19 protein-coding genes are annotated in these 20,744 nt (G+C 40.7%); 15 read left to right on the top strand and 4 right to left on the bottom strand.

What is annotated here, in order from left to right; genetic code table 11:
- The first annotated feature begins 62 nt into the window (after positions 1 to 62).
- The 4 genes from ftsH (at position 63) to glnD (ending at position 7,409) form a co-directional block, all read left to right on the top strand.
- Positions 63 to 1,985 (top strand): ATP-dependent zinc metalloprotease FtsH, encoded by a 1,923-nt coding sequence (ftsH, locus tag DY200_RS03620; RefSeq protein WP_115587969.1) that lies wholly within the window; start codon positions 63 to 65, stop codon positions 1,983 to 1,985.
- A gap of 237 nt (positions 1,986 to 2,222) precedes the next feature.
- Positions 2,223 to 3,437 carry an aromatic amino acid transport family protein gene (locus DY200_RS03615; RefSeq protein WP_115586955.1) on the top strand — a complete coding sequence of 405 codons (1,215 nt, stop codon included), beginning with the start codon at positions 2,223 to 2,225 and terminating at the stop codon, positions 3,435 to 3,437.
- Positions 3,438 to 3,532: 95 nt separating this feature from the next.
- On the top strand, positions 3,533 to 4,750 hold the full coding sequence (locus tag DY200_RS03610; RefSeq protein ID WP_005596844.1) for an aromatic amino acid transport family protein: 1,218 nt from the start codon (positions 3,533 to 3,535) through the stop codon (positions 4,748 to 4,750).
- Between the two features lie 106 nt (positions 4,751 to 4,856).
- Positions 4,857 to 7,409, top strand: coding sequence for a bifunctional uridylyltransferase/uridylyl-removing protein GlnD (gene glnD, locus DY200_RS03605; RefSeq protein ID WP_115586954.1), 2,553 nt, complete (start codon positions 4,857 to 4,859; stop codon positions 7,407 to 7,409).
- A 32-nt stretch (positions 7,410 to 7,441) separates the two neighbouring features.
- Here glnD and DY200_RS03600 read toward each other — a convergent pair whose 3' ends face one another.
- Positions 7,442 to 7,840, bottom strand: coding sequence for a Z-ring associated ZapG family protein (locus DY200_RS03600; RefSeq protein ID WP_012262875.1), 399 nt, complete (start codon positions 7,838 to 7,840; stop codon positions 7,442 to 7,444).
- A gap of 304 nt (positions 7,841 to 8,144) precedes the next feature.
- On the opposite strand from DY200_RS03600, the gene rplM reads away from it, so the two are divergent.
- From rplM to DY200_RS03575, 5 genes are all read left to right on the top strand, one after another.
- On the top strand, positions 8,145 to 8,573 hold the full coding sequence (gene rplM / locus DY200_RS03595) for a 50S ribosomal protein L13 (protein WP_005596850.1): 429 nt from the start codon (positions 8,145 to 8,147) through the stop codon (positions 8,571 to 8,573).
- A 16-nt stretch (positions 8,574 to 8,589) separates the two neighbouring features.
- Positions 8,590 to 8,985, top strand: a complete 396-nt coding sequence (rpsI, locus tag DY200_RS03590) for a 30S ribosomal protein S9 (protein WP_005622826.1) — start codon at positions 8,590 to 8,592, stop codon at positions 8,983 to 8,985.
- Between the two features lie 121 nt (positions 8,986 to 9,106).
- Positions 9,107 to 9,889 (top strand): peroxide stress protein YaaA, encoded by a 783-nt coding sequence (gene yaaA, locus DY200_RS03585; RefSeq protein ID WP_115586953.1) that lies wholly within the window; start codon positions 9,107 to 9,109, stop codon positions 9,887 to 9,889.
- The gene (locus DY200_RS03580; RefSeq protein ID WP_115586952.1) at positions 9,889 to 10,434 is read left to right on the top strand and encodes an HI_0983 family protein; all 546 of its coding nucleotides are present in this window, start codon (positions 9,889 to 9,891) and stop codon (positions 10,432 to 10,434) included. Before yaaA ends, DY200_RS03580 begins: the two co-directional genes overlap by 1 nt.
- Before the next feature lie 25 nt (positions 10,435 to 10,459).
- Positions 10,460 to 11,338, top strand: a complete 879-nt coding sequence (locus DY200_RS03575; protein WP_115586951.1) for a cation diffusion facilitator family transporter — start codon at positions 10,460 to 10,462, stop codon at positions 11,336 to 11,338.
- Between the two features lies 1 nt (position 11,339).
- On the opposite strand, the gene DY200_RS03570 is transcribed toward DY200_RS03575, so the two are convergent.
- Positions 11,340 to 12,002 carry an NAD(P)H-dependent oxidoreductase gene (locus DY200_RS03570; RefSeq protein ID WP_115586950.1) on the bottom strand — a complete coding sequence of 221 codons (663 nt, stop codon included), beginning with the start codon at positions 12,000 to 12,002 and terminating at the stop codon, positions 11,340 to 11,342.
- A gap of 281 nt (positions 12,003 to 12,283) precedes the next feature.
- Here DY200_RS03570 and pheS point away from each other — a divergent pair, with 281 nt between their 5' ends.
- The 4 genes from pheS (at position 12,284) to DY200_RS03550 (ending at position 16,653) form a co-directional block, all read left to right on the top strand.
- Positions 12,284 to 13,270 carry a phenylalanine--tRNA ligase subunit alpha gene (pheS, locus tag DY200_RS03565; protein ID WP_005600743.1) on the top strand — a complete coding sequence of 329 codons (987 nt, stop codon included), beginning with the start codon at positions 12,284 to 12,286 and terminating at the stop codon, positions 13,268 to 13,270.
- Between the two features lie 97 nt (positions 13,271 to 13,367).
- Positions 13,368 to 15,755, top strand: a complete 2,388-nt coding sequence (pheT, locus tag DY200_RS03560) for a phenylalanine--tRNA ligase subunit beta (protein ID WP_115586949.1) — start codon at positions 13,368 to 13,370, stop codon at positions 15,753 to 15,755.
- Between the two features lie 17 nt (positions 15,756 to 15,772).
- Complete coding sequence (locus DY200_RS03555; protein WP_005596864.1) at positions 15,773 to 16,069, top strand: integration host factor subunit alpha; 297 nt, start codon at positions 15,773 to 15,775, stop codon at positions 16,067 to 16,069.
- A gap of 59 nt (positions 16,070 to 16,128) precedes the next feature.
- Positions 16,129 to 16,653 carry an NlpC/P60 family protein gene (locus DY200_RS03550; RefSeq protein ID WP_115586948.1) on the top strand — a complete coding sequence of 175 codons (525 nt, stop codon included), beginning with the start codon at positions 16,129 to 16,131 and terminating at the stop codon, positions 16,651 to 16,653.
- Positions 16,654 to 16,911: 258 nt separating this feature from the next.
- Here the strand turns inward: DY200_RS03550 and bioD are convergent, their stop codons facing one another.
- The gene (bioD, locus tag DY200_RS03545; RefSeq protein ID WP_115586947.1) at positions 16,912 to 17,631 is read right to left on the bottom strand and encodes a dethiobiotin synthase; all 720 of its coding nucleotides are present in this window, start codon (positions 17,629 to 17,631) and stop codon (positions 16,912 to 16,914) included.
- Between the two features lie 53 nt (positions 17,632 to 17,684).
- Positions 17,685 to 18,875, bottom strand: a complete 1,191-nt coding sequence (locus tag DY200_RS03540; RefSeq protein ID WP_115586946.1) for an ROK family protein — start codon at positions 18,873 to 18,875, stop codon at positions 17,685 to 17,687.
- 178 nt (positions 18,876 to 19,053) lie between these two features.
- Here DY200_RS03540 and rnd point away from each other — a divergent pair, with 178 nt between their 5' ends.
- Complete coding sequence (gene rnd / locus DY200_RS03535) at positions 19,054 to 20,169, top strand: ribonuclease D (RefSeq protein WP_115586945.1); 1,116 nt, start codon at positions 19,054 to 19,056, stop codon at positions 20,167 to 20,169.
- Positions 20,170 to 20,254: 85 nt separating this feature from the next.
- Positions 20,255 to 20,737, top strand: coding sequence for a leucine-responsive transcriptional regulator Lrp (lrp, locus tag DY200_RS03530; protein WP_005596879.1), 483 nt, complete (start codon positions 20,255 to 20,257; stop codon positions 20,735 to 20,737).
- Positions 20,738 to 20,744: the final 7 nt, after the last annotated feature.

Here is a 20,744-nt window from a genome sequence, read left to right as displayed (position 1 = left end):
GCTTGTGTGAAATTAAGATAACGAATTTTTTATTCTAAAAGAGGAACTTAACCTTGAACGATATGGTTAAAAATATTGTCCTTTGGGTAGTGGTAGCTATTGTGCTGATGACTGCTTTTGAAGGCTTTAATTCAAATTTTGGTAACAACAATACGGTTGCTTATTCAACTTTCTTGAACGATATTAAATCGAATAACCTTAAAGAAGTGGATTTCAAACGTAACGATGAAACCATTTCCGTTACCAAAAATGATGGTACGCAATATCAAACCGTGATGCCGATGTACGATGAATATTTATTGGCGGATTTAGCGAAAACAAATGCGACGGTGACTGGTCAGCCGAAAGAACGTCGCGGTTTGCTTTCTCAAATCTTAATTTCATGGTTCCCGATGTTAATGCTCATCGGTTTTTGGTTGTTCTATATGCGCCAAATGCAAGGTGGTGGCGGTCGCGGCGCAATGAGCTTTGGTAAAAGCAAAGCAAAAATGCTGACGGCGGAGCAGGTTAAAACACGTTTTACCGATGTTGCGGGCTGTGATGAAGCCAAAGAAGAAGTCGGTGAAGTGGTGGACTTCTTAAAAGACCCGAGTAAATTCCAAAAATTGGGCGGACGTATTCCAAAAGGTATTTTGATGGTCGGTCCTCCGGGTACGGGTAAAACGTTATTAGCGAAAGCGATTGCCGGTGAAGCGGGCGTACCGTTCTTTACGATGGCGGGTTCCGACTTCGTAGAAATGTTTGTCGGTGTCGGTGCTTCTCGTGTGCGTGATCTTTTCGAACAAGCGAAGAAAAATGCACCTTGTATCATTTTTATCGATGAAATTGATGCGGTCGGTCGTAAACGTGGCGGTGCCGGTTTCAGCGGCGGCCATGACGAGCGTGAACAAACCCTTAACCAAATGTTAGTGGAAATGGACGGTTTTGAAGGTTCGGAAGGGGTGATTATTATTGCTGCGACTAACCGTGCCGATGTGCTTGATGACGCTTTAACTCGTCCGGGACGTTTCGACCGTCAAGTAACGGTCGATTTACCGAATGTAAAAGGTCGCGAGCAAATCTTAAAAGTACATATGAAAAAAGTACCGCTTGCACCGGATGTTGACCCGATGGTGGTCGCTCGCGGTACGCCGGGCTATTCGGGTGCACAATTGGCAAACTTGGTTAATGAAGCGGCATTATTCGCAGCGCGTAAAAATCAGCGCGTAGTCACTATGCTCGATTTTGAGCAAGCACGCGATAAAATCAATATGGGACCGGAGCGTCGTTCAAATACGATGACGGAAAAAGAATTGATGAATACCGCTTATCATGAAGCCGGTCACGTAATTGTCGGTTATTTAATGCCGGAACACGATCCGCTCAATAAAGTGACGATTGTGCCGCGCGGTCAAGCGCTTGGTTTTGCGCAATTTTTACCGGAAGGCGACCGTGTGAGCGAAACCTTTACTAAGTTAGAAAGCCAGCTTTCAACCTTATTTGCGGGACGAATCGCCGAAGGACTGATTTTCGGTGAAGATAAAATTACCACCGGTGCGTCTTCGGATATTCACCGTGCGACACAAATTGCTCGTGCGATGGTAACGCAATGGGGCTTCTCGAAAGCGTTAGGCCCGTTATTCTATCAAAATGAAGACGGTATGGGCGCAATCAAAGGCGTATCGGAAGAATCGCAAAAACTGATTGACCAAGAAATGCGTAAGCTTATTGATCGTAACTATGAGCGAGCGAAGAAAACCTTAGAAGACAATATAGATATTTTACATGCGATGAAAGATGCGTTGTTAAAATATGAAACCTTAGATCGTAAACAAATTGACGATTTAATGAATCGCCGTCCGGTTGGTGAACCGGCGGGTTGGAACGATAAAGGCGATGACAGTTCGTCAAGCGATTCCGCAACGACATCAAAAAGTGATGAAGAACAGCCGTCTAAAGATGTTCCGCATACCGATGCGGTAGCCGATAAGCAGGCGGATGCTTAATTATTCGTCATAAATGAATAAAGCCGAGAAGCGAAAGTTTCTCGGCTTTTTTGTGTAAGAAATTGTCGATTTTACAAGCGGTTGAATTTCATTGGAAACTTACAACGGATAAAGTGAAACTAAGTCATTGATTTTAAATGCTGTAATAATATGTTTACAGTGAAATTTTTTCGTTACATTTTGTTTTTGTTCTTGTAGAATACCTCGACTGATAACAATCTTAGAGGTTATAAGAATATGCAAAATAAAACTTTTGGCAGCACATTGATTGTGTCGGGGACGACAATCGGTGCGGGAATGCTGGCGATGCCTCTCACTTCTGCGGGAATCGGTTTCGGCTGGACGGTGGCATTACTCATCGCACTTTGGTTATTATTGTCATTTGGTGCGTTATTATTCGTAGAACTTTATCAAAATGCCGAAAGTGATGCGGGTATCGGTACTTTAGCCGAAAAATATTATGGAAACTTCGGTCGAATCGTTTCTACCGCAGTGTTAGTGATTTTCCTGTATGCCATTCTTTCCGCTTATGTGTCCGGAGGAAGCTCGTTATTGGCAGGTATCATGCCGACGATCGGCGATAGCGAAACCACCAAAAGAATTGCAGGTGTGATTTTTACCCTTGTGTTCGGTACTTTTGTGGTTATCGGGACAACCAGTGTGGATGTGGTAAATCGTATTCTTTTCTTAACGAAAATCGGCGCGTTTTTCTTAGTCTTGGCATTATTATTACCGAATATTTCCGTGGATAATTTACTTGAAATGCCGATTGATAATGCGCTATTGATTTCCGCTACACCGGTTTTCTTTACGGCATTCGGCTTCCACGGTTCAATTCCGAGCTTAAATAAATATTTAGACGGTAATGTCAAAGCGTTACGTATTTCGATTTTAGTCGGTACGGCGATTCCGTTAGTCGCTTATGTATTATGGCAGCTTGCAACACACGGGTTGTTAAACCAAACCGCATTTTTACAATTAATTGAGAAAGATCCGACGTTAAACGGGTTGGCTGAAGCGATTCAACAAATTACCGGTAGCTCATTAATTGGCGGTACAGTTAAATTATTCTCGGCATTGGCGTTAATCACCTCATTTTTAGGGGTTGCATTGGGTTTATTTGAGTGTTTAGAGGATCTATTTAAGCGAGTACATATTAATGCGCCTCGAATTTCACTCGGTCTTTTAACCTTTATTCCGCCGATGTTATTTGCCTTTTTCTATCCCGAAGGTTTTATTGCCGCATTAGGTTATGCGGGACAAATGTTTGCTTTTTACGCACTTGTTTTACCGATTGCGATGGTTTGGAAGTTCCGTAAACAATATCCGGAGGCTAAATACAAAGTATTCGGCGGAAATATTGCATTGTTAGTTGCATTATTATTAGCAATATTTATTATTAACGTTCCATTTATTATTGAAGCGGGTTATTTACCGAAAGTAGTGGGATAATAGGGAGTGTAAGCGGTCCGATGTTGCTAATTTTTTACAAATTTCGACCGCTTGTTAAAATTAAATTGTAAACACAATGATTGGTTATATTACAAATGAAAAATAAAATTTTAGGTAGTGCTTTAATGATTGCCGGCACTACGATTGGTGCGGGGATGTTAGCGATGCCGCTGACTTCTGCGGGAATGGGATTCGGAGCGACGGTTGTTTTACTGGTTTGTTTATGGGCTTTATTGGCTTATACCGGTTTATTGTTTATGGAAGTGTATCAAACTGCTCCCAAGCAAGACGTCGGCGTAGCGAGTCTTGCAGAGCAATATTTCGGTATAACCGGACGAGTATTGGCAACCGCAAGTTTATTGATTTTGCTTTATGCTTTATTAGCCGCCTATATTACCGGCGGCGGTTCGTTGCTTTCGGGATTACTACCTGAAATCGGTGATGCGCATACTACGACTCAAGTAGGGATTTTACTCTTTACCGTATTACTCGGTTCGTTTGTCGTGATTGGGATTAAAGGCGTTGATGGTTTAACTCGTTTATTATTTATTGGGAAAATCGTTGCGTTTGTCTTTGTATTACTAATGATGTTACCAAAAGCAAAATTGGAAAATTTAACCGCTGTACCGTTAGATAATCTGTTTGTAGTATCGGCCGTACCGATTTTCTTTACTTCGTTCGGCTTCCACGTGATTATGGCGAGTATCAATACCTATTTAGATGCGGATATTCGTAAAATTCGTATTGCGATTTATATCGGTACCGCGATTCCGTTAGTGGCGTATTTATTGTGGCAACTTGCAACCCACGGCGTTTTAACGCAAGCGGAATTCGTTGAAATTTTAAAACAGGATCCGACCTTAAACGGTTTGGTTAAAGCGACCAGCCAAATTACCGGCAGCACGATTTTAGGCGAAATGGTACGGTTATTCTCGGCACTTGCGTTAATTACCTCATTCTTAGGTGTGGCAATGGGTATCTTCGAGTGTGTCGGGGATTTATTAAAACGTGTGAATTTACCGGCAAATCGTTTATGGCTGACCTTAGCGACCTTTATTCCGCCGGTATTGTTTGCATTATTCTATCCGAACGGATTTATTGCGGCGTTAGGTTATGCGGGTTTATTATTTGCATTCTACGGCATGTTATTGCCAATCGGTTTGGCGTGGAAAGCGCGTCAGCAACATCCTAATTTGGCGTATCGCGTGATTGGCGGTAAAGCTGCGCTGATAGTCGCACTAATTGCCGGCATTATTATTATGATTATTCCGTTCCTTATTCAGCTGGGGTACTTGCCGCAAGTTGCAGGTTAAATATAAATGCCAAGCGGTCAGAAATTGCAGAAATTTTGCAAATTCTGACCGCTTTTTTATATGATAAAGATGATTGCTTTACATGATTTTTAGTTAGGAATAGCAGATGAATATTGATGTTAAGTCGCAACTTGCCGAGTTTAATACGGAACAACGTCACGATTTTTCCCAAGAAGACGTTTTTGAACTGATTTATCAACGCAGTGATTTTTATGACGAATTACTTGTTAGCTTGTGGCGTCAGTTCGGTTTTGATAAACGTAGTGATATGGCATTAATTGCGGTCGGCGGATACGGCAGACGAGAAATGTTCCCACTTTCCGACGTAGATATATTGGTGCTAACGGAACAGAGTGTCGATGAGGAAACCGCGGAAAAACTTAACGTATTATTTAATGTATTGTGGGATTGTAAATTACAAGTCGGTGCGAGTATTCGTACGCTTTCCGAATCCCTAGATATCGGTCGCGAAGAAATTTCGGTGGCAACCAATATTTATGAAGGGCGTTTTCTAACCGGTAATAAAAAATTATGGACGGCATTAGTCGAGCAAATTTATCAAGCCGACTATTGGCCGATAGAAGCTTTTTTTCAAGCTAAAATCGAAGAAAAGAATGAACGTTACGCCCGTTATCATAATACCAGCTATAACTTAGAGCCGGATCTCAAACATAGCCCGGGCGGACTGCGTGATCTGCATTTGGTTTCTTGGATCTTTTTACGTCATTTCGGAACCTATTCCTTCGAAAGCCTATTGAATAAAGGCATTTTATTTGCGGAAGAGTTTAAGGAGTTGAATAGCGCGCAAGCGGTATTATTCCGTATGCGTTTTGCCTTACATCTGCAGCTCAAGCGTTACGACAATCGCCTACGCTTTGATCGCCAATTGCAATTGAGCGAGTTGCTTGGTTATCAAGGCGAAGGAAATCAGCCGGTCGAAGCGATGATGAAATCATATTTCCAAGCGACTCAAACGATTTCTCAATTAAGTCAATTATTACTGAACAGTTTTGAGCAACAAGTATTACGGCCGCAAAATAATTTGGAAAAACAACCGCTTGATCAATATTTTTATCTACAAGGATCGGAAATTTATTGCCAAGATCGTAGATGCTTTACTCATACGCCGACATCAATTTTGGATTTATTCTTTTATTTAACGCAATATCCCGATGCGAAAGCAAGTGCAACGATGTTAAGACATCTGCGTTTGGCATTACATAAACTCGGGCAACCGTTAAGCGAATTACCTGAAGCAAGAACACGTTTTATTCGTTTATTTGAACAACCGAATGTAGTTAAAAAGGCGATCGTACCTATGCATCAATTAGGCGTATTAACCGCCTATTTGCCGCAGTGGCGACATATTGTCGGCTTAATGCAGTTTGATTTGTTCCATATCTATACGGTAGATGAGCATACGATCCGCGTAATGCTAAAAATCGAAAGTTTTTTAGATGCGGAAACAACGGAACAACATCCGCTTTGTTGCCAATATTTTACCGCTTGTCAGCATAAACCGTTACTTTATTTCGCCGCATTATTCCATGATATAGCGAAAGGGCGAGAAGGTGATCATGCAGAAGTCGGCGCATTAGATATGGAACAATTCGCGCTACAACACGGTTTTGATCCGATACAGGTTGCGAAAATGGTGTGGTTGGTACGCGAGCATTTAACTATGTCGATTACCGCACAACGCCGCGATATTCATGATCCGTTTGTGATTAAAGCCTTTGCCGAAAAGGTAGAAAATCGGACCGCTTTATCGGATTTGATGTGTTTAACCGTCGCCGATATTTGTGCGACTAACGAAACGCTTTGGAACGATTGGAAGCGGTCGCTTTTCGCTCAACTTTTTCAATTTACCAATCAGCAACTAACGAAATCGCTTGATTACCGTAAAGAAGCCGAAACGAACCGCCAACAGGCATTGGAATTGATTAAATTTGCCTTAAAACCGGATGAACGAACCCGATTGCAGCAATTCTGGCAAGTCTGTCCGGACAGTTATTTTTTACGCCATAAACCGAAACAATTGGTCTGGCACGCATTAGCTTATCTTAAACAACGGATAATGCCGTTAGTGCTGGTAAGTAACGAATATGCCAGAGGCGCAACCGAAATTTTTATTTATTGCGAGGATCAAGCCCAGCTTTTTTTACGAATCGCACAGATATTAAGCCAGAAAAAAGTCAGTATTCATGACGCACAAATTATTACCAGTCAAAACGGGTTGGTTTTAGATAGTTTTATTGTGACGGAATTAAACGGTAAACCGCTTGAGGAAATGCGTTGCGAGCAAATTAAGCAATCGCTAGAGAAAGTATTGAATACAAGTGAGCCGAAAGTATGTAACTTGGAACGCAAGCCGGTAAAACATCAATCGTTCAAACGCCAAACCAAAGTGAGATTTTTAGCGGATTCTCAGCAAAATCGAACCGCTTTCGAATTGTTTACGCTTGACCGCGAAGGATTGTTAGCTCGGGTCAGCAGTGTGCTTAATCAGTTGGGTTTAAATTTAATCAATGCGAAAATTACCACGATTGGCGAAAGAGTGGAAGACTTTTTTGTGGTCACGACACAACAACATCAGGCATTGGACGATAAGGCTCAGAAAGCATTGAAATCGGCATTGTTAGACGAATTGTCGGAGTAGTGTAGAGGGCGTAACGCCCTCTAATTTAAGTATTAAGATTGAGTTTTAAGCAAACCGGACGAACCTTCGGAGTAATCGCGAGGTTGATCACCGTTAGTATTTTCAACATTATGCGTAATTTGCGGTTGTTTAAAAAATTCCGCTTGTTTTGCTTCCGGCACCAGTTTTTCCGAGCCGTTTGCCAAATGCGTATAAAGTTTTTTATAGTCTTCGGCAAGCGTTGAAAGCAGTGCGGCGGATTGTTCGAAATGTTGCTCAAGCTGTTGTTTTTGCTCCTCAACTTTTTCTTTTGTCGCTTTAAGCTCGGTTTCAAGTTGAATATGCTGTTTTACATTACCTTTAAGTACTCGAACAATTGCACATCCTACAATAATGCCGACAAAAAATGCCGCTCCAATCGCAAGCCATACATCAGGTGTCCATTGTTCCATAGTAGAATCCTCTTGGTTGTGAAAATTGATCTTTTGTACCATGTTACTTTAAGTAATAGAAGCGTTTCGGACGATAAAATTTTGAAAATTTGAGCTTTCCGACATTTTTCAGATTTAATGCAAAAAAACTTAGCTTTTTAGATAAAATATCTGTATAATCCTCGCACCCTGTTTTGTTTGGATTTTCCCGCCGAACAAGTTTGGTCAGATTTTGACTCGAAGGGGTCGGATTCTACCGTCATATAGGTAATTCGCTTATTGATAAGCGGATTGGGTTATAACTAAAAATATTGGTATTTAATTAATGAAAACTTTTGTAGCAAAACCAGAAACAGTAAAACGTGACTGGTACGTAGTAGATGCGACAGGTAAAACTTTAGGTCGTTTAGCTACTGAATTAGCACGCCGTTTACGCGGTAAACATAAAGCTGAATATACTCCGCACGTAGATACGGGTGATTACATCATCGTTATCAACGCAGAGAAAGTAGCGGTAACTGGCAAAAAAGAAACCGACAAAATCTACTACTGGCACACTGGCTACGTAGGTGGCATCAAAGATGCAACCTTCAAAGAAATGATTGCACGCCGTCCGGAAGCAGTGATCGAGATCGCAGTTAAAGGTATGTTACCAAAAGGTCCTTTAGGCCGTGAAATGTTCCGTAAATTAAAAGTTTACGCAGGTAACGAACACAACCACGCTGCACAACAACCACAAGTTTTAGACATCTAATCACGGAGCATCAAAAATGACAGCAGCAAATCAAAACTACGGCACAGGTCGCCGCAAAAGCTCTTCAGCTCGTGTATTTATCAAACCGGGCAGTGGTAACATTACCATCAACCAACGTTCTTTAGACGTTTACTTCGGTCGTGAAACTTCACGCATGGTAGTTCGTCAGCCGTTAGAATTAGTTGAGTTATTAGATAAATTAGATTTATACATCACTGTTAAAGGTGGTGGTATTTCTGGTCAAGCAGGTGCGATCCGTCACGGTATCACACGTGCATTAATGGAATACGACGAAACTTTACGCCCTGCATTACGTGCAGCAGGCTTCGTTACTCGTGACGCACGTCGCGTTGAACGTAAAAAAGTGGGTTTACACAAAGCACGTCGTCGTCCACAATACTCAAAACGTTAATTTCGAGTATTATCGATATACGAAAGTATTATCAGCAGAAGGCAGGATTATTCCTGCCTTTTCTGTTTTTATCGTCTGACAAGTGCTAAAATAAGCTAAATTTTTAACCAAGGTATTTTTTATGTTAGCCATTATTTCTCCTGCAAAAACATTAGATTTTGAAACGCCCGCACCTAATTTCCCATTTGCAAATTCTCAACCGAAATTAACCGCTTATAGCCAACAACTGATTGATATCTGTAAACAATTCTCGCCGGCGGAATTAGGTTCTTTAATGTCGATTAGCGATAAACTCGCAAGCCTGAACGTAGCTCGTTTTGCCGAATGGCAATTAGCACACAACGAACAAAATGCCAAAGCGGCTTTATTTGCCTTTAAAGGTGATGTTTATACCGGGCTGGATGCGGAAACCCTAACTCAAGCACAAGTAGAATATGCTCAAACACATTTGCGTATGCTATCCGGCTTATACGGTTTACTCAAACCGCTTGATTTAATGCAGCCGTATCGTTTAGAAATGGGAACCAAATTGGCCAATCCGAAAGGCAAAGATCTTTATGCATTTTGGGGCGATATTATTACTCAATATTTACAGGCGGCAATTGATGAACAAGGCGATAATATCTTGATAAATCTTGCTTCTGACGAGTATTACGGTGCGGTGAAGCCACAAAAACTACAGGCGACCATTATTAAACCGGTATTCTTAGATGAGAAAAACGGCAAGTTTAAGCAAATCAGTTTTTATGCGAAAAAAGCGCGCGGTATGATGGTACGTTTTATTTTAGAAACGCAGCCGACTAGCGTGGATCAGTTAAAAGCCTTTAATTACGGCGGCTATTGGTTTGATGAAGAGGCTTCCGGCACAACGGAATTGGTCTTTAAACGTGAGGAGCAAGAGTAATGCGTTGGCTTTTTCTTGCAGGATTTTCACTGTTTTTAACCGCTTGCAGCTTAACGCAAAAACAATTCGATTTGCCTGAAAAAGTGGATTTTCAAGGCAAATCTTATGTAAAAGTAACGGATAATCGTATTGATGAAATGCGACAGTTGCTCTATTTGCCGGCTGACGGAAAACAGGATCCCGAACATTGGAATACGGGAATTTTATTCTTTTTAGATCAAAATTCGCAGGGTAACACGTTACAGCAACGTGTCGAACTTCGCCAAGCGGCTTTTGCTCAGCAAAATAATACGCAATCTAAAATTCGCATTGAGAATCAAGAGCTACGTAGCGAAGTGATTTATCCGCCGACAGAACGTTTTAACGACGTATTGCTTGAGGTTTCCCGAGGTAGAAATTTGCAATGCGGCTACGGGCAGATTCAATATTCGGACAAGCGGTCTGTTTTGACAAAAAAAGAACGAAATTTAACCGCTTACCAAGCTTCATTGCTTCAATTGGCACAGCAACTTGCGGCAATGCCGTGGTTAGTCACGTGTAAATAAACCGAATAGGGTATAAGGGAGGTGTATGGAACAGCAATATATAAAACTGGTAAAACGAGCGGCAAATTTAGCGATTACCATTGCTTGCGTATTAATTGTTATCAAAATGTTTGCATGGTGGAAAACCGGCTCAATTTCGATTTTAGCGGCGGTAACCGATTCGGTTGTCGATTTATTAGCCTCGATCACTAATATTTTAGTGTTACGTTTTGCGCTTTTGCCGGCGGATGAAAACCATACTTTCGGGCATGGTAAAGCGGAATCCTTAGCTGCGATTGCGCAAAGTGCGTTTATCGGCGGTTCGGCGGTGTTTCTAGTGCTGCAAGGCGCGCATAAATTGATGCATCCGCATTTTATTAACGGATCTGAAATCGGGATAATTGTCAGTCTGATTTCGATTGTTTTTACCGCCGGGTTAGTTTGGTACCAAAAGCGGGTGGTTGCATTAACTAAAAGTCCGGCGATTGCAGCGGATTCGCTCCATTATCAAACCGATTTATTAATGAATGCGGCGATTTTAGCGGCAATGTTGCTTAATCTATACGGTTTTGTGTATGCCGATGCGATTTTTGCCATCGGAATTGCACTGTATATCGGTCTTAATGCGCTAAAAATGTTTTGGGAAGCGGTACAAGTGCTGCTGGATAAAGCGTTACCGCAAGAAGAAATTGATCAAATTATCGAATTGGCGGCAAAACACGAACGAATTATCGGTATTCATGATTTACTGACACGTCAAGTGGGAGCCGTGCGTTTTATCCAACTTCATTTGGAATTAGCCGATAATCTCACTTTAATTGAGGCGCATGATATTACCGATTCGTTGGAACAAAAAATTCTGGCGATTTTTCCGCGTTCGGAAATTATTATTCATCAAGAACCGACCTCAATTATAGTCGAATAGTTTATTCCACCCAGCTAATTACTTCTTCAGCCGGTTTACGGTATTTTTTGGTAATCGGTTTTGCACGGTAACCAAAAGTCACCATACAAGAAACGCCGTATTCGTTAGCGTCAAACAAGCCTTCTTTCGCTAAGATTTCGTTTACCGCATCATAGTTAAAGCCTTCAATCGGGCAAGAGTCAATACCGATCATCGCCGCACCGGTCATCATATTACCAAGTGCGATATAAGTTTGTTTTGAACACCAGTCAAATAAGGTGCGTTCGCTTTCCAATACTTTAATATCATCGGTTTGGAACGATTTATAACGCGCAATAGTCGCTTCCATTTGCTCCGGCGTTAAGCCTCGTTTTGATAAACCTTGACGGAAAAAATCCGAATCGTAGCGCGCATTTTTCTTAGCTAAAATCACAACTAAATGACTCATTTCGTGCATCGGGTGTTTGATACCCCAAGAAACCGGTGCGATTTTTTCACGAATCGCTTCGTTTTGCAGCACAATAAATTTCCATGGTTCGGAACCGACCGAGCTTGGAGATAATCTCCCAAGTTCCAAAATATATTCCATATCCTCACGGCTGATTTTTTTAGCCGGGTCATAGCTACGACAAGCGGCACGAAAGCTAAATGCGTCTAATACGTCTTGTTTTGCGATATGTGACATAGTTTCCTCATCATATTGTAAATAAGCACTGCGATAATACGCTTTTATCCGCTATTAAGCTAATGATTCATAACAGTAAATCACTAAACTTTGTTCTATTTCTAATTTCTGTAAAAAAACTCCAAAAGCAGACTGCTTGTTTGAGTAATTATTTCAAATTAATTATTTTTGAAACCTTAAAAATCAACGCGTTAGCTTAACTTTACGTTTACTTTCTTTAGGCAAAGTATTATTATCACAATAATTTTCATCAATATATTTAGATAGATAGAGGATAGGTAATGCAACACCTAAAAGAATTAACAGAAAAAGCAAGAAGTGCTTTAGACGCCTTGGATCAAGGTTTAGATGCGTTAGAAGAGTTCCGTGTTGAATATTTCGGTAAGAAAGGTCATTTTACTGCGTTAATGCAAGAATTACGCAATGTGGCGGCGGAAGAACGTCCGGCTATCGGTGCGAAAATCAATGAAGCGAAGCAAACTATTCTTGATATTTTAAATGCGAAAAAAGAAGCTTGGGAACAAGAAGCATTAAACGCAAAATTAGCGGCGGAAAGTATCGACGTATCATTACCGGGGCGTAAAACCGAATTAGGCGGTTTACATCCGGTATCAATCACAATTGAACGTGTTGTGAAATTCTTCTCCGAATTAGGTTTTACTGTGGCAAGCGGCCCGGAAATCGAAACGGATTACTATAACTTTGATGCGTTAAATATTCCTGCGCACCATCCGGCACGTGCGGATCACGATACGTTTTGGTTTGATGCGCAACGTTTATTACGTACGCAAACCTCAGGCGTACAAATTCGTACCATGGAAAATATGCAACCGCCAATCCGTATTGTAGCGCCGGGTCGTGTATATCGTAACGACTACGACCAAACACACACACCGATGTTCCATCAAATAGAATTGCTTTATGTGGACAAAAAGGCCAACTTTACCGAGTTAAAAGGTTTGATTCACGATTTCTTAAAAGCGTTTTTCGAAGAAGATTTACAAGTGCGTTTCCGTCCGTCATTCTTCCCGTTCACAGAGCCTTCGGCTGAAGTGGACGTAATGCGTCAAAACGGTAAATGGTTAGAAGTATTAGGTTGCGGTATGGTGCATCCTAACGTATTACGTAACGTAGGTATCGATCCGGAAGAATATAGTGGTTTTGCGGTAGGCATGGGCGTTGAGCGTTTAACAATGTTACGATACAACGTAACGGATTTACGTTCATTCTTTGAAAATGACTTACGTTTCTTAAAACAGTTTAAATAATAGTTAGCTACGGAAATTCACTGAATGTACGGGAATATAAGCGGTCAAAATTGAGTGAAATTTTGCAAATCCCGTGTAAAAAAATAGAGGATATAAAATGAAATTTAATGAATCTTGGTTGCGTGAGTGGGTAAATCCTGCAGTATCAACAGAGCAATTATGCGACCAAATTACTATGTTAGGTTTAGAAGTAGATGATGTTGCGCCGGTTGCCGGTGCATTTAGCGGTGTGGTTGTCGGTGAAGTGGTTGAATGTGCTCAACACCCGGATGCGGATAAATTACGTGTCACTAAAGTTAATGTCGGCGGTGATCGCTTATTAGATATCGTATGCGGTGCGTCAAACTGTCGTCAGGGCTTAAAAGTGGCGTGTGCAACGGAAGGCGCGGTATTACCGGGCGATTTTAAAATTAAGAAAACTAAATTACGTGGCCAACCGTCAGAAGGTATGCTTTGTTCATATTCTGAATTAGGTATCAAAGAAGAGCATAGCGGTATCATCGAATTACCGGCGGATGCGCCAATTGGTAAAGATTTTCGTGAATATTTAGATTTAAATGATGTGGCTATCGAAATCAGCTTAACGCCAAACCGTGCGGACTGTTTAAGTATTGCCGGTATTGCACGTGAAGTAGGTGTAATTAACCGAGCGGAAGTGAAAGCACCGGTGATTTCAGAGGTACCCGAAACGATTGCGGATAAAGTAGCCGTAGAATTACAAGCACCGGAAGCTTGCCCTCGTTATCTTGCTCGTGTGGTGAAAAATGTAAACGTAAAAGCAACTTCGCCATTATGGTTACAAGAAAAATTACGCCGTTGCGGTATTCGTTCGATTGACCCGATTGTCGATATTACTAACTTAAGCCTGTTAGAACTTGGTCAACCTATGCACGCTTTCGATGCGTCTAAAATTGACGGTGCTATCCAAGTACGTATGGCAAAAGAGGGTGAGGAATTAGTTTTATTAGACGGTACAACCGCAAAATTACAGCCAAATACTTTAGTCATTGCCGATAGCAAAGGCGCATTAGCAATGGCGGGTATCTTTGGCGGCGAAGCAAGCGGTGTAAATGAAAATACGACTGACGTAGTATTAGAATCCGCATTCTTTGCACCGTTAGCGATTACCGGTCGTGCACGTCAATACGGTTTACACACCGATGCGTCGCACCGTTTTGAACGTGGTGTTGATCCGCAATTAGCACGTGATGCGATGGAACGCGCAACTGCATTATTACTTGAAATTTGTGGCGGTGAAGCGGGTGAAATCGTAGAAGCAGTAAGTGAACAACATTTACCAAAACGTAATACGGTTACCTTACGTCGTAGCAAATTAGATGCGGTAATCGGTCATCACATTGAAGATGAAACGGTAACCGATATTTTAACTCGCTTAGGTTTAAACGTAATCTTTGCAAATGATAGTTGGACTGCAGTAGCCCCAAGCTGGCGTTTCGATATTGAGATCGAAGAAGATCTTATCGAAGAGGTTGCACGTATCTACGGTTATAACAGTATTCCGAATAATTCTCCGCTTGCGCACTTAACGATGAAAGGCACACCGGAGAAATTATTAGAAGTAAACCGTATTCGTACTGCATTAGTGGATAGCGACTATCAAGAAGTGGTGACATACAGCTTTGTTGATCCGAAAAAACAAGCATTATTGCATCCGAATCAAGAAGCGTTAATTTTACCTAACCCGATTTCAAGCGAAATGTCGGCAATGCGTTTATCACTTTTAACCGGTTTATTAGATACGATTGTTTACAACCAAAGCCGTCAGCAAACACGTGTTCGTATTTTTGAAGGCGGTTTACGCTTTATTCCGGATGCGGCGGCAGAATCCGGTATTCGTCAAGAACTCGTATTCGGCGCGGCAATTGTCGGTGATAAACGTCCGGTACATTGGGAAAGTAAAGGCGAAGCGGTAGATTTCTTCGACTTAAAAGGCGATATGGAGCGTGTATTATCATTAACTTCAGCTCGTCATGATTTAAAATTTGTGGCAAAACAGTTCCCAGCATTACATCCGGGACAATCTGCGGCAATTATGTTAGACGGCAAAGAAATCGGCTTTATCGGTTCCGTTCATCCGTCAATCGTGCAAAAACTCGGCATCAAAGGTAAACCGGTGGTATTTGAAATTCTCGGTGATGCGATTGCAAATCGTCCGGTTCCTGCGGCAAAAGAAATTTCTAAATTCCCTGCGAATAACCGTGACATTGCGGTTGTGGTAGATGAAAATGTACCTGCCGGAGATGTATTGGATGCGTGCCGTCACGCCGGCGGTGTAAAATTAGTTGCAGTAAACTTATTTGACGTTTATCGTGGTGCGAATTTAGCGGCAGGTAAGAAAAGTTTAGCAATCAGTTTAACGGTTCAAGACACGGAAAAAACGCTTGAGGAAGAAGAAATTTCGACTGTAATTCAAGCGGTCTTAGCAGAATTGGCACAACGTTTCCAAGCATATCTAAGAGATTAGATTTAAGGATTATTTTTATGGCACTCACTAAAATTGAACTCGCAGAAAGCCTCGTTGAAAAATGCGGCTTTGATAAACGTATCGCCAAGCTCTTTGTAGAGCAATTTTTTGAGGAGATTCGAAGTTCTTTGGAAAAAGGCGAAGAGGTTAAATTATCCGGTTTCGGTAATTTCTCGTTACGAGAGAAAAATGCACGTCCGGGTAGAAATCCGAAGACTGGTGAAACGGTTGCGGTTACCGCTCGTCGAGTGGTCGTCTTTAAGCCCGGTCAAAAGCTTAGAGACAGAGTTGAAAATGTAAAAGTGAAGGCATAAATAAGACATTCCATAGCCTCTATTGGGGCTTATGGAATGTTTTTTATAGGTAATCTTATATGATTAAATTCAGTCAAAAATATTTACCGCTGGCGGCGGTTATGTCTTGTGCCGTATTATTAACCGCTTGTTCAAATGATATTAGCGTTTCAGGTCCGATTAAAGCGAGGGCGGGGATTTTTCGTACCCATCACAGCACTTTATCCGATCCGATAATGGCGATTAGTAGCTTGAGCGAACAGCAACATGAATGGAAGGGAACACGCTATCGTTTAGGCGGTAACAGCAAGGCGGGTATTGATTGTTCCGGCTTTATGCAAGTGACTTTCCGAGATTTATTCGGGATTGATTTGCCAAGAACGACTTCCGAGCAAGCGGAAGAAGGAACACGAATCGACCGTGATGAAATTAAAACCGGGGATTTGGTGTTTTTCAAAACCGGACGAGGACCTAATGGAAAGCATGTCGGTGTGTACGTAAAAAACGGACAATTTTTACATGCTTCAACAAAAGGCGGGGTAATTTATTCGGATATGAATTCCCCGTATTGGTCGAGAACATTTTGGCAAGCACGCCGTTTATAATGATTTAATGTGAAGTAGTTCACATTTTTAAGAAAAAGAAGCAAATTATTGAAAGTAATGCTTGCAAAGTTTAATAAATTGACATATCCTATACAAACTTAATAAAAAGTGTTGTGTACAGCAACCGATTTCATAAATTTGCTTTCCGAGTAGCCCCTAAGTTGAGGGGCTTTTTTTATGCCTGTTTTGTTGCAAGCGGTCAAATTTTTAATTTATTTTGTTGAGTGCAGTAAAAAGCTCCTTAACGGAGCTTCTGTCTTATTTATTAAAATATTGTAATAACGGTTCGGGATTTTGAATATACGGCGTGAGATCTCTAGTGTACGGGTGTCCGATATAAGGAATCTGCCCGAGCAGAGGAGCATCAATTTTTTTACTCAATAATTCAATGAGTTCCGCATAATGTCTTAATCCCGGATTGACTCTATTCGCAATCCATCCGACTAATTTAACCCCTTGTTGCTTAATCGCTTGTGCCGTCAGTAACGTGTGATTGACACATCCTTCCTTGATCCCGACAACCAGTATAACCGGCATATTATTTTCTTTTACCCAATCGGCAAAACTTAAGTCTTTATTAATCGGCGTAAGCCAACCGTGCGTACCTTCTACGACAATATTCGTGTATTTTTGTTGTAAACGGTCGAGGTCATTATTTAATTTTTCTTCTTGAATATGATGAACCGCATCTAACGCCGCAAAAACCGGCGTGCTGGAATGAATAAAGGTATAACTGTTAATTTCTCGATATTCCACCGGTAAAGGGCAGCTATCGAGAATGGTTATAACATCGGGATTATCTTCACTGGCATAATCGACTTGATTTTGTTCCGTAGGTAACGAATCGTCGCCACCGCAAGCAATAGGCTTATAGCCTACCGCTTGAACATGATGCTGTGTGAGCGTTTGTAAAATTGCACGAGTGGCGGTTGTTTTTCCTACATTGGTATCCGTACCGGTAATAAATAATGAAGGCATATGCTATTCTCTAACAAAAAAGTTACAAAATTGCCTATATTTTAACGGATTTTTTAAGGCTGAATGATGTCCTTGATCAAATTACCTTCATAAATCCCGTGTTTTATCGCCGAACAAGCAATCAGCGGGTCGTTCCACGCATATTGACTGGAAACTAAATCTACAGAGCTGTCAATGAGTAAATTCTTACCTAATTTAGTTTGTATTTGTTCAAATAATTTATGTTTTATTTGTAACAACGGTGAATTCAACATAATTTTCTCGGTGGAGAAAATATTGATAAGATTCATTAATACATAGGCTAAGTTATCGCTGATATGGGATAATATCCGTAACGCTTCGGGATTATCCGATTCCACTTGTCCACATAAAAATTGAATTTTTTCATTTTGATGCTCTAAATTATTAGGTAAATATTTATCAATTAAGCGAGTAATTGCTGGGAATGTAATTTGATTTTTTAATTGATATTTTTCAATATCATTACAATCGATAGCGGTAGTTTCATCGCTTAACGTACTGAATTTAGGCATAAGCATCTTATCTACATTCATTTTGGATTGCTGATGCAATAAGGTTCCTCTTAATAATACGCTTAAATTAACCGAATCGTCTAATTGCAGGAAAATTACGTTGTCATTACTAATCAAACTGCCTAATGTGGATTCGGTAAACAGCCATAATTGAAAATGCTCGTTAAGTAGAATCGGTCGCTCAAAATGGTTTTGTAACGTAGTAACAATTGGGCAATGTAATTCGGTTTGTCCTAATTGAATAATTTCCGTTTTATTTGCATTAATCCGTCCGATTACACTGACGGAAACGGCTAAAATACGATGTTCGTCCAGAGGAGAATGCCAGAAAAAGTCTTTTAAGCAGAGAAGAGTATGCTCGGCGAGTATCGGATAATCCGTTTCAAGCAGAGGATATTCTTTGGATTGAATCGGCTTGCCATTTAATTCGCAAAGTGAAATTTCAATTTTCTCGGGAGAAACGGTAAAACAAAGCAATTGCCAAAAGAAATTAGACACCGAAAGACCGACGGCGGGACGTCCTCTGGACGTATTATTTTGTACGGAACGTTCTAAAATAAATTTATGGTCGATAAGCGATTTGGTCAGATTCGTAATGGAAGCGGGCGCAAAACCGGATAATTTTGCAAGATCCGTACGCGAAATTAATTCGAATTGTTCAACAAGGCGATAAATTGTGCCTAAGTGTTGGGTTTTATTATCAGAAATCATAGTATAATCCTTAAATAGACCAAAGATAAAATCAGGTCAAAAAATTTAATTTAAACACTCCATACGATAATTATTTTGCTTCAATATTGGGGAATCACAACTGTTTTATGTTAATTCTGTGAATTAGCTCACAGAATTAATTTATCTTTTAAAAAAATTGGTGAGAAAGAGAATAAAAATGAATCAAATCATTCACTATCATTGGATTGATACGGACGAAAAATTAAAAACGGTTTGCGAGAACGCTTGTCGGAAATCGGCGGTGGCATTGGATACCGAATTTATTCGAACCCGTTCGTATTATCCGAAACTTGGTCTTATTCAGCTTTTTGACGGCGATACCGTCAGTTTGATTGATCCTAATCCAATCTCCGATTTTTCTCCGTTTATCGGTTTATTGACGTGTCAAAACGTCGTAAAAGTATTACACGCTTGCAGTGAAGATTTAGAGGTTTTCCAGCACCTTTTCAAACAGTTGCCTACACCTTTGGCTGATACGCAAATCATGGCGGGATTTGCAGGAGTCGGCGTTTCGCTAGGTTTTGCTAAACTTGTCGCGCATTATTTAAATATCGAGCTGGATAAAGGCGCAGCCAGAACGGATTGGCTCGCACGGCCATTAACGGAGGAACAATTACAATACGCGGCGGCGGATGTATGGTATTTGTTACTGGTTTATCAACGCTTGGTTTCGGATCTGGATGCGACACGTTGGCAAAATGCCGTTGAACAGGAATGTCAATATTTATTAAATAAAAGAGAATCCGTCGTAAATATTGCGCAAGCGTATAAAGATATTTCAAACGCATGGCGTTTAGAACCTCAGCAACTGGCGATATTAAAAGTACTGGCGAAATGGCGAATAGAAGAAGCGGAAAAACGAGATTTAGCATTAAATTTCGTCGTGAAAGAAAATTGTTTATTTGAAATCGCTAAATTGCAACCGAAACATACTTCGCAATTATTGGAATTTATGCATCCGAACGAAGTGCGTATTCATGGTAAAAAATTATTAATGCTCGTTGAACAGGGGTTAGCCGTATTACCGGAAAACTATCCTGAAAAAATTATACGTTTAGTAGATCAGGCAAACTATAAATATAAATTGAAGGCGATGCAGCAAAAATTAGCGGAAATTCAACCGCCTGATTTAGCACCCGAGTTATTAGCCAGTAAACGGCAATTAAATCAACTTTTCAGTTGGCATCAACAAGGGCAAAATGAGGATAAACTACCGGAACTACTGAGCGGATGGCGTCGAGAGTTCGGTTTACAAATTCTTTCGGTTTTGTAACCTTTCTTCAACCAACATCATTAGACCGAATAAGATAAAACTTGTAGAATTAAATATTAGTACAAAAAACCGGGAAGACAGGCAAATGGAACATAAAAAACTACCTAAAGCACTAGATGCTATTGACTTAAAAATCTTAAATGAGCTACAACGTAACGGAAAAATCTCTAATATCGAACTTTCTAAACGTGTCGGTTTATCGCCGACACCTTGTTTAGAACGAGTAAAGCGTTTAGAAAAGCAGAATGTGATTATGGGATACCGTGCATTACTGAATCCGGAATTGCTTGAAGCACCGCTATTAGTGATTGTGGAAATTACCTTAGTCAGAGGTAAGCCGGACGTATTTGAGGAATTTAATCGTGCCGTTCAACAATTGGATGAAATTCAAGAATGTCATTTGGTTTCGGGTGATTTCGATTATTTACTCAAAACAAGGGTAGCGGATATGGCGGCTTATCGAAAACTTTTAGGTACGACTTTACTGCGATTACCCGGTGTGAACGATACGCGAACCTATGTCGTAATGGAAGAAGTGAAACAAACCAATTATCTGTTATTAAAATAAGGAGTTA

Source organism: Actinobacillus lignieresii, assembly GCF_900444945.1.
In the GTDB taxonomy this organism is placed as follows: domain Bacteria; phylum Pseudomonadota; class Gammaproteobacteria; order Enterobacterales; family Pasteurellaceae; genus Actinobacillus; species Actinobacillus lignieresii.
The sequence above is the reverse complement of the archived record's forward strand: the minus strand, read 5'-3'. Positions and strand labels throughout refer to the sequence as shown.

Excerpts from the sequence above, each read along its gene's own strand:
- ftsH (WP_115587969.1), top strand. The coding sequence starts at position 63 with ATGGTTAAAAATATTGTCCTTTGGGTAGTGGTAGCTATTGTGCTGATG.
- DY200_RS03615 (WP_115586955.1), top strand. The coding sequence starts at position 2,223 with ATGCAAAATAAAACTTTTGGCAGCACATTGATTGTGTCGGGGACGACA.
- DY200_RS03610 (WP_005596844.1), top strand. The coding sequence starts at position 3,533 with ATGAAAAATAAAATTTTAGGTAGTGCTTTAATGATTGCCGGCACTACG.
- glnD (WP_115586954.1), top strand. The coding sequence starts at position 4,857 with ATGAATATTGATGTTAAGTCGCAACTTGCCGAGTTTAATACGGAACAA.
- DY200_RS03600 (WP_012262875.1), bottom strand. The coding sequence starts at position 7,840 with ATGGAACAATGGACACCTGATGTATGGCTTGCGATTGGAGCGGCATTT.
- rplM (WP_005596850.1), top strand. The coding sequence starts at position 8,145 with ATGAAAACTTTTGTAGCAAAACCAGAAACAGTAAAACGTGACTGGTAC.
- rpsI (WP_005622826.1), top strand. The coding sequence starts at position 8,590 with ATGACAGCAGCAAATCAAAACTACGGCACAGGTCGCCGCAAAAGCTCT.
- yaaA (WP_115586953.1), top strand. The coding sequence starts at position 9,107 with ATGTTAGCCATTATTTCTCCTGCAAAAACATTAGATTTTGAAACGCCC.
- DY200_RS03580 (WP_115586952.1), top strand. The coding sequence starts at position 9,889 with ATGCGTTGGCTTTTTCTTGCAGGATTTTCACTGTTTTTAACCGCTTGC.
- DY200_RS03575 (WP_115586951.1), top strand. The coding sequence starts at position 10,460 with ATGGAACAGCAATATATAAAACTGGTAAAACGAGCGGCAAATTTAGCG.
- DY200_RS03570 (WP_115586950.1), bottom strand. The coding sequence starts at position 12,002 with ATGTCACATATCGCAAAACAAGACGTATTAGACGCATTTAGCTTTCGT.
- pheS (WP_005600743.1), top strand. The coding sequence starts at position 12,284 with ATGCAACACCTAAAAGAATTAACAGAAAAAGCAAGAAGTGCTTTAGAC.
- pheT (WP_115586949.1), top strand. The coding sequence starts at position 13,368 with ATGAAATTTAATGAATCTTGGTTGCGTGAGTGGGTAAATCCTGCAGTA.
- DY200_RS03555 (WP_005596864.1), top strand. The coding sequence starts at position 15,773 with ATGGCACTCACTAAAATTGAACTCGCAGAAAGCCTCGTTGAAAAATGC.
- DY200_RS03550 (WP_115586948.1), top strand. The coding sequence starts at position 16,129 with ATGATTAAATTCAGTCAAAAATATTTACCGCTGGCGGCGGTTATGTCT.
- bioD (WP_115586947.1), bottom strand. The coding sequence starts at position 17,631 with ATGCCTTCATTATTTATTACCGGTACGGATACCAATGTAGGAAAAACA.
- DY200_RS03540 (WP_115586946.1), bottom strand. The coding sequence starts at position 18,875 with ATGATTTCTGATAATAAAACCCAACACTTAGGCACAATTTATCGCCTT.
- rnd (WP_115586945.1), top strand. The coding sequence starts at position 19,054 with ATGAATCAAATCATTCACTATCATTGGATTGATACGGACGAAAAATTA.
- lrp (WP_005596879.1), top strand. The coding sequence starts at position 20,255 with ATGGAACATAAAAAACTACCTAAAGCACTAGATGCTATTGACTTAAAA.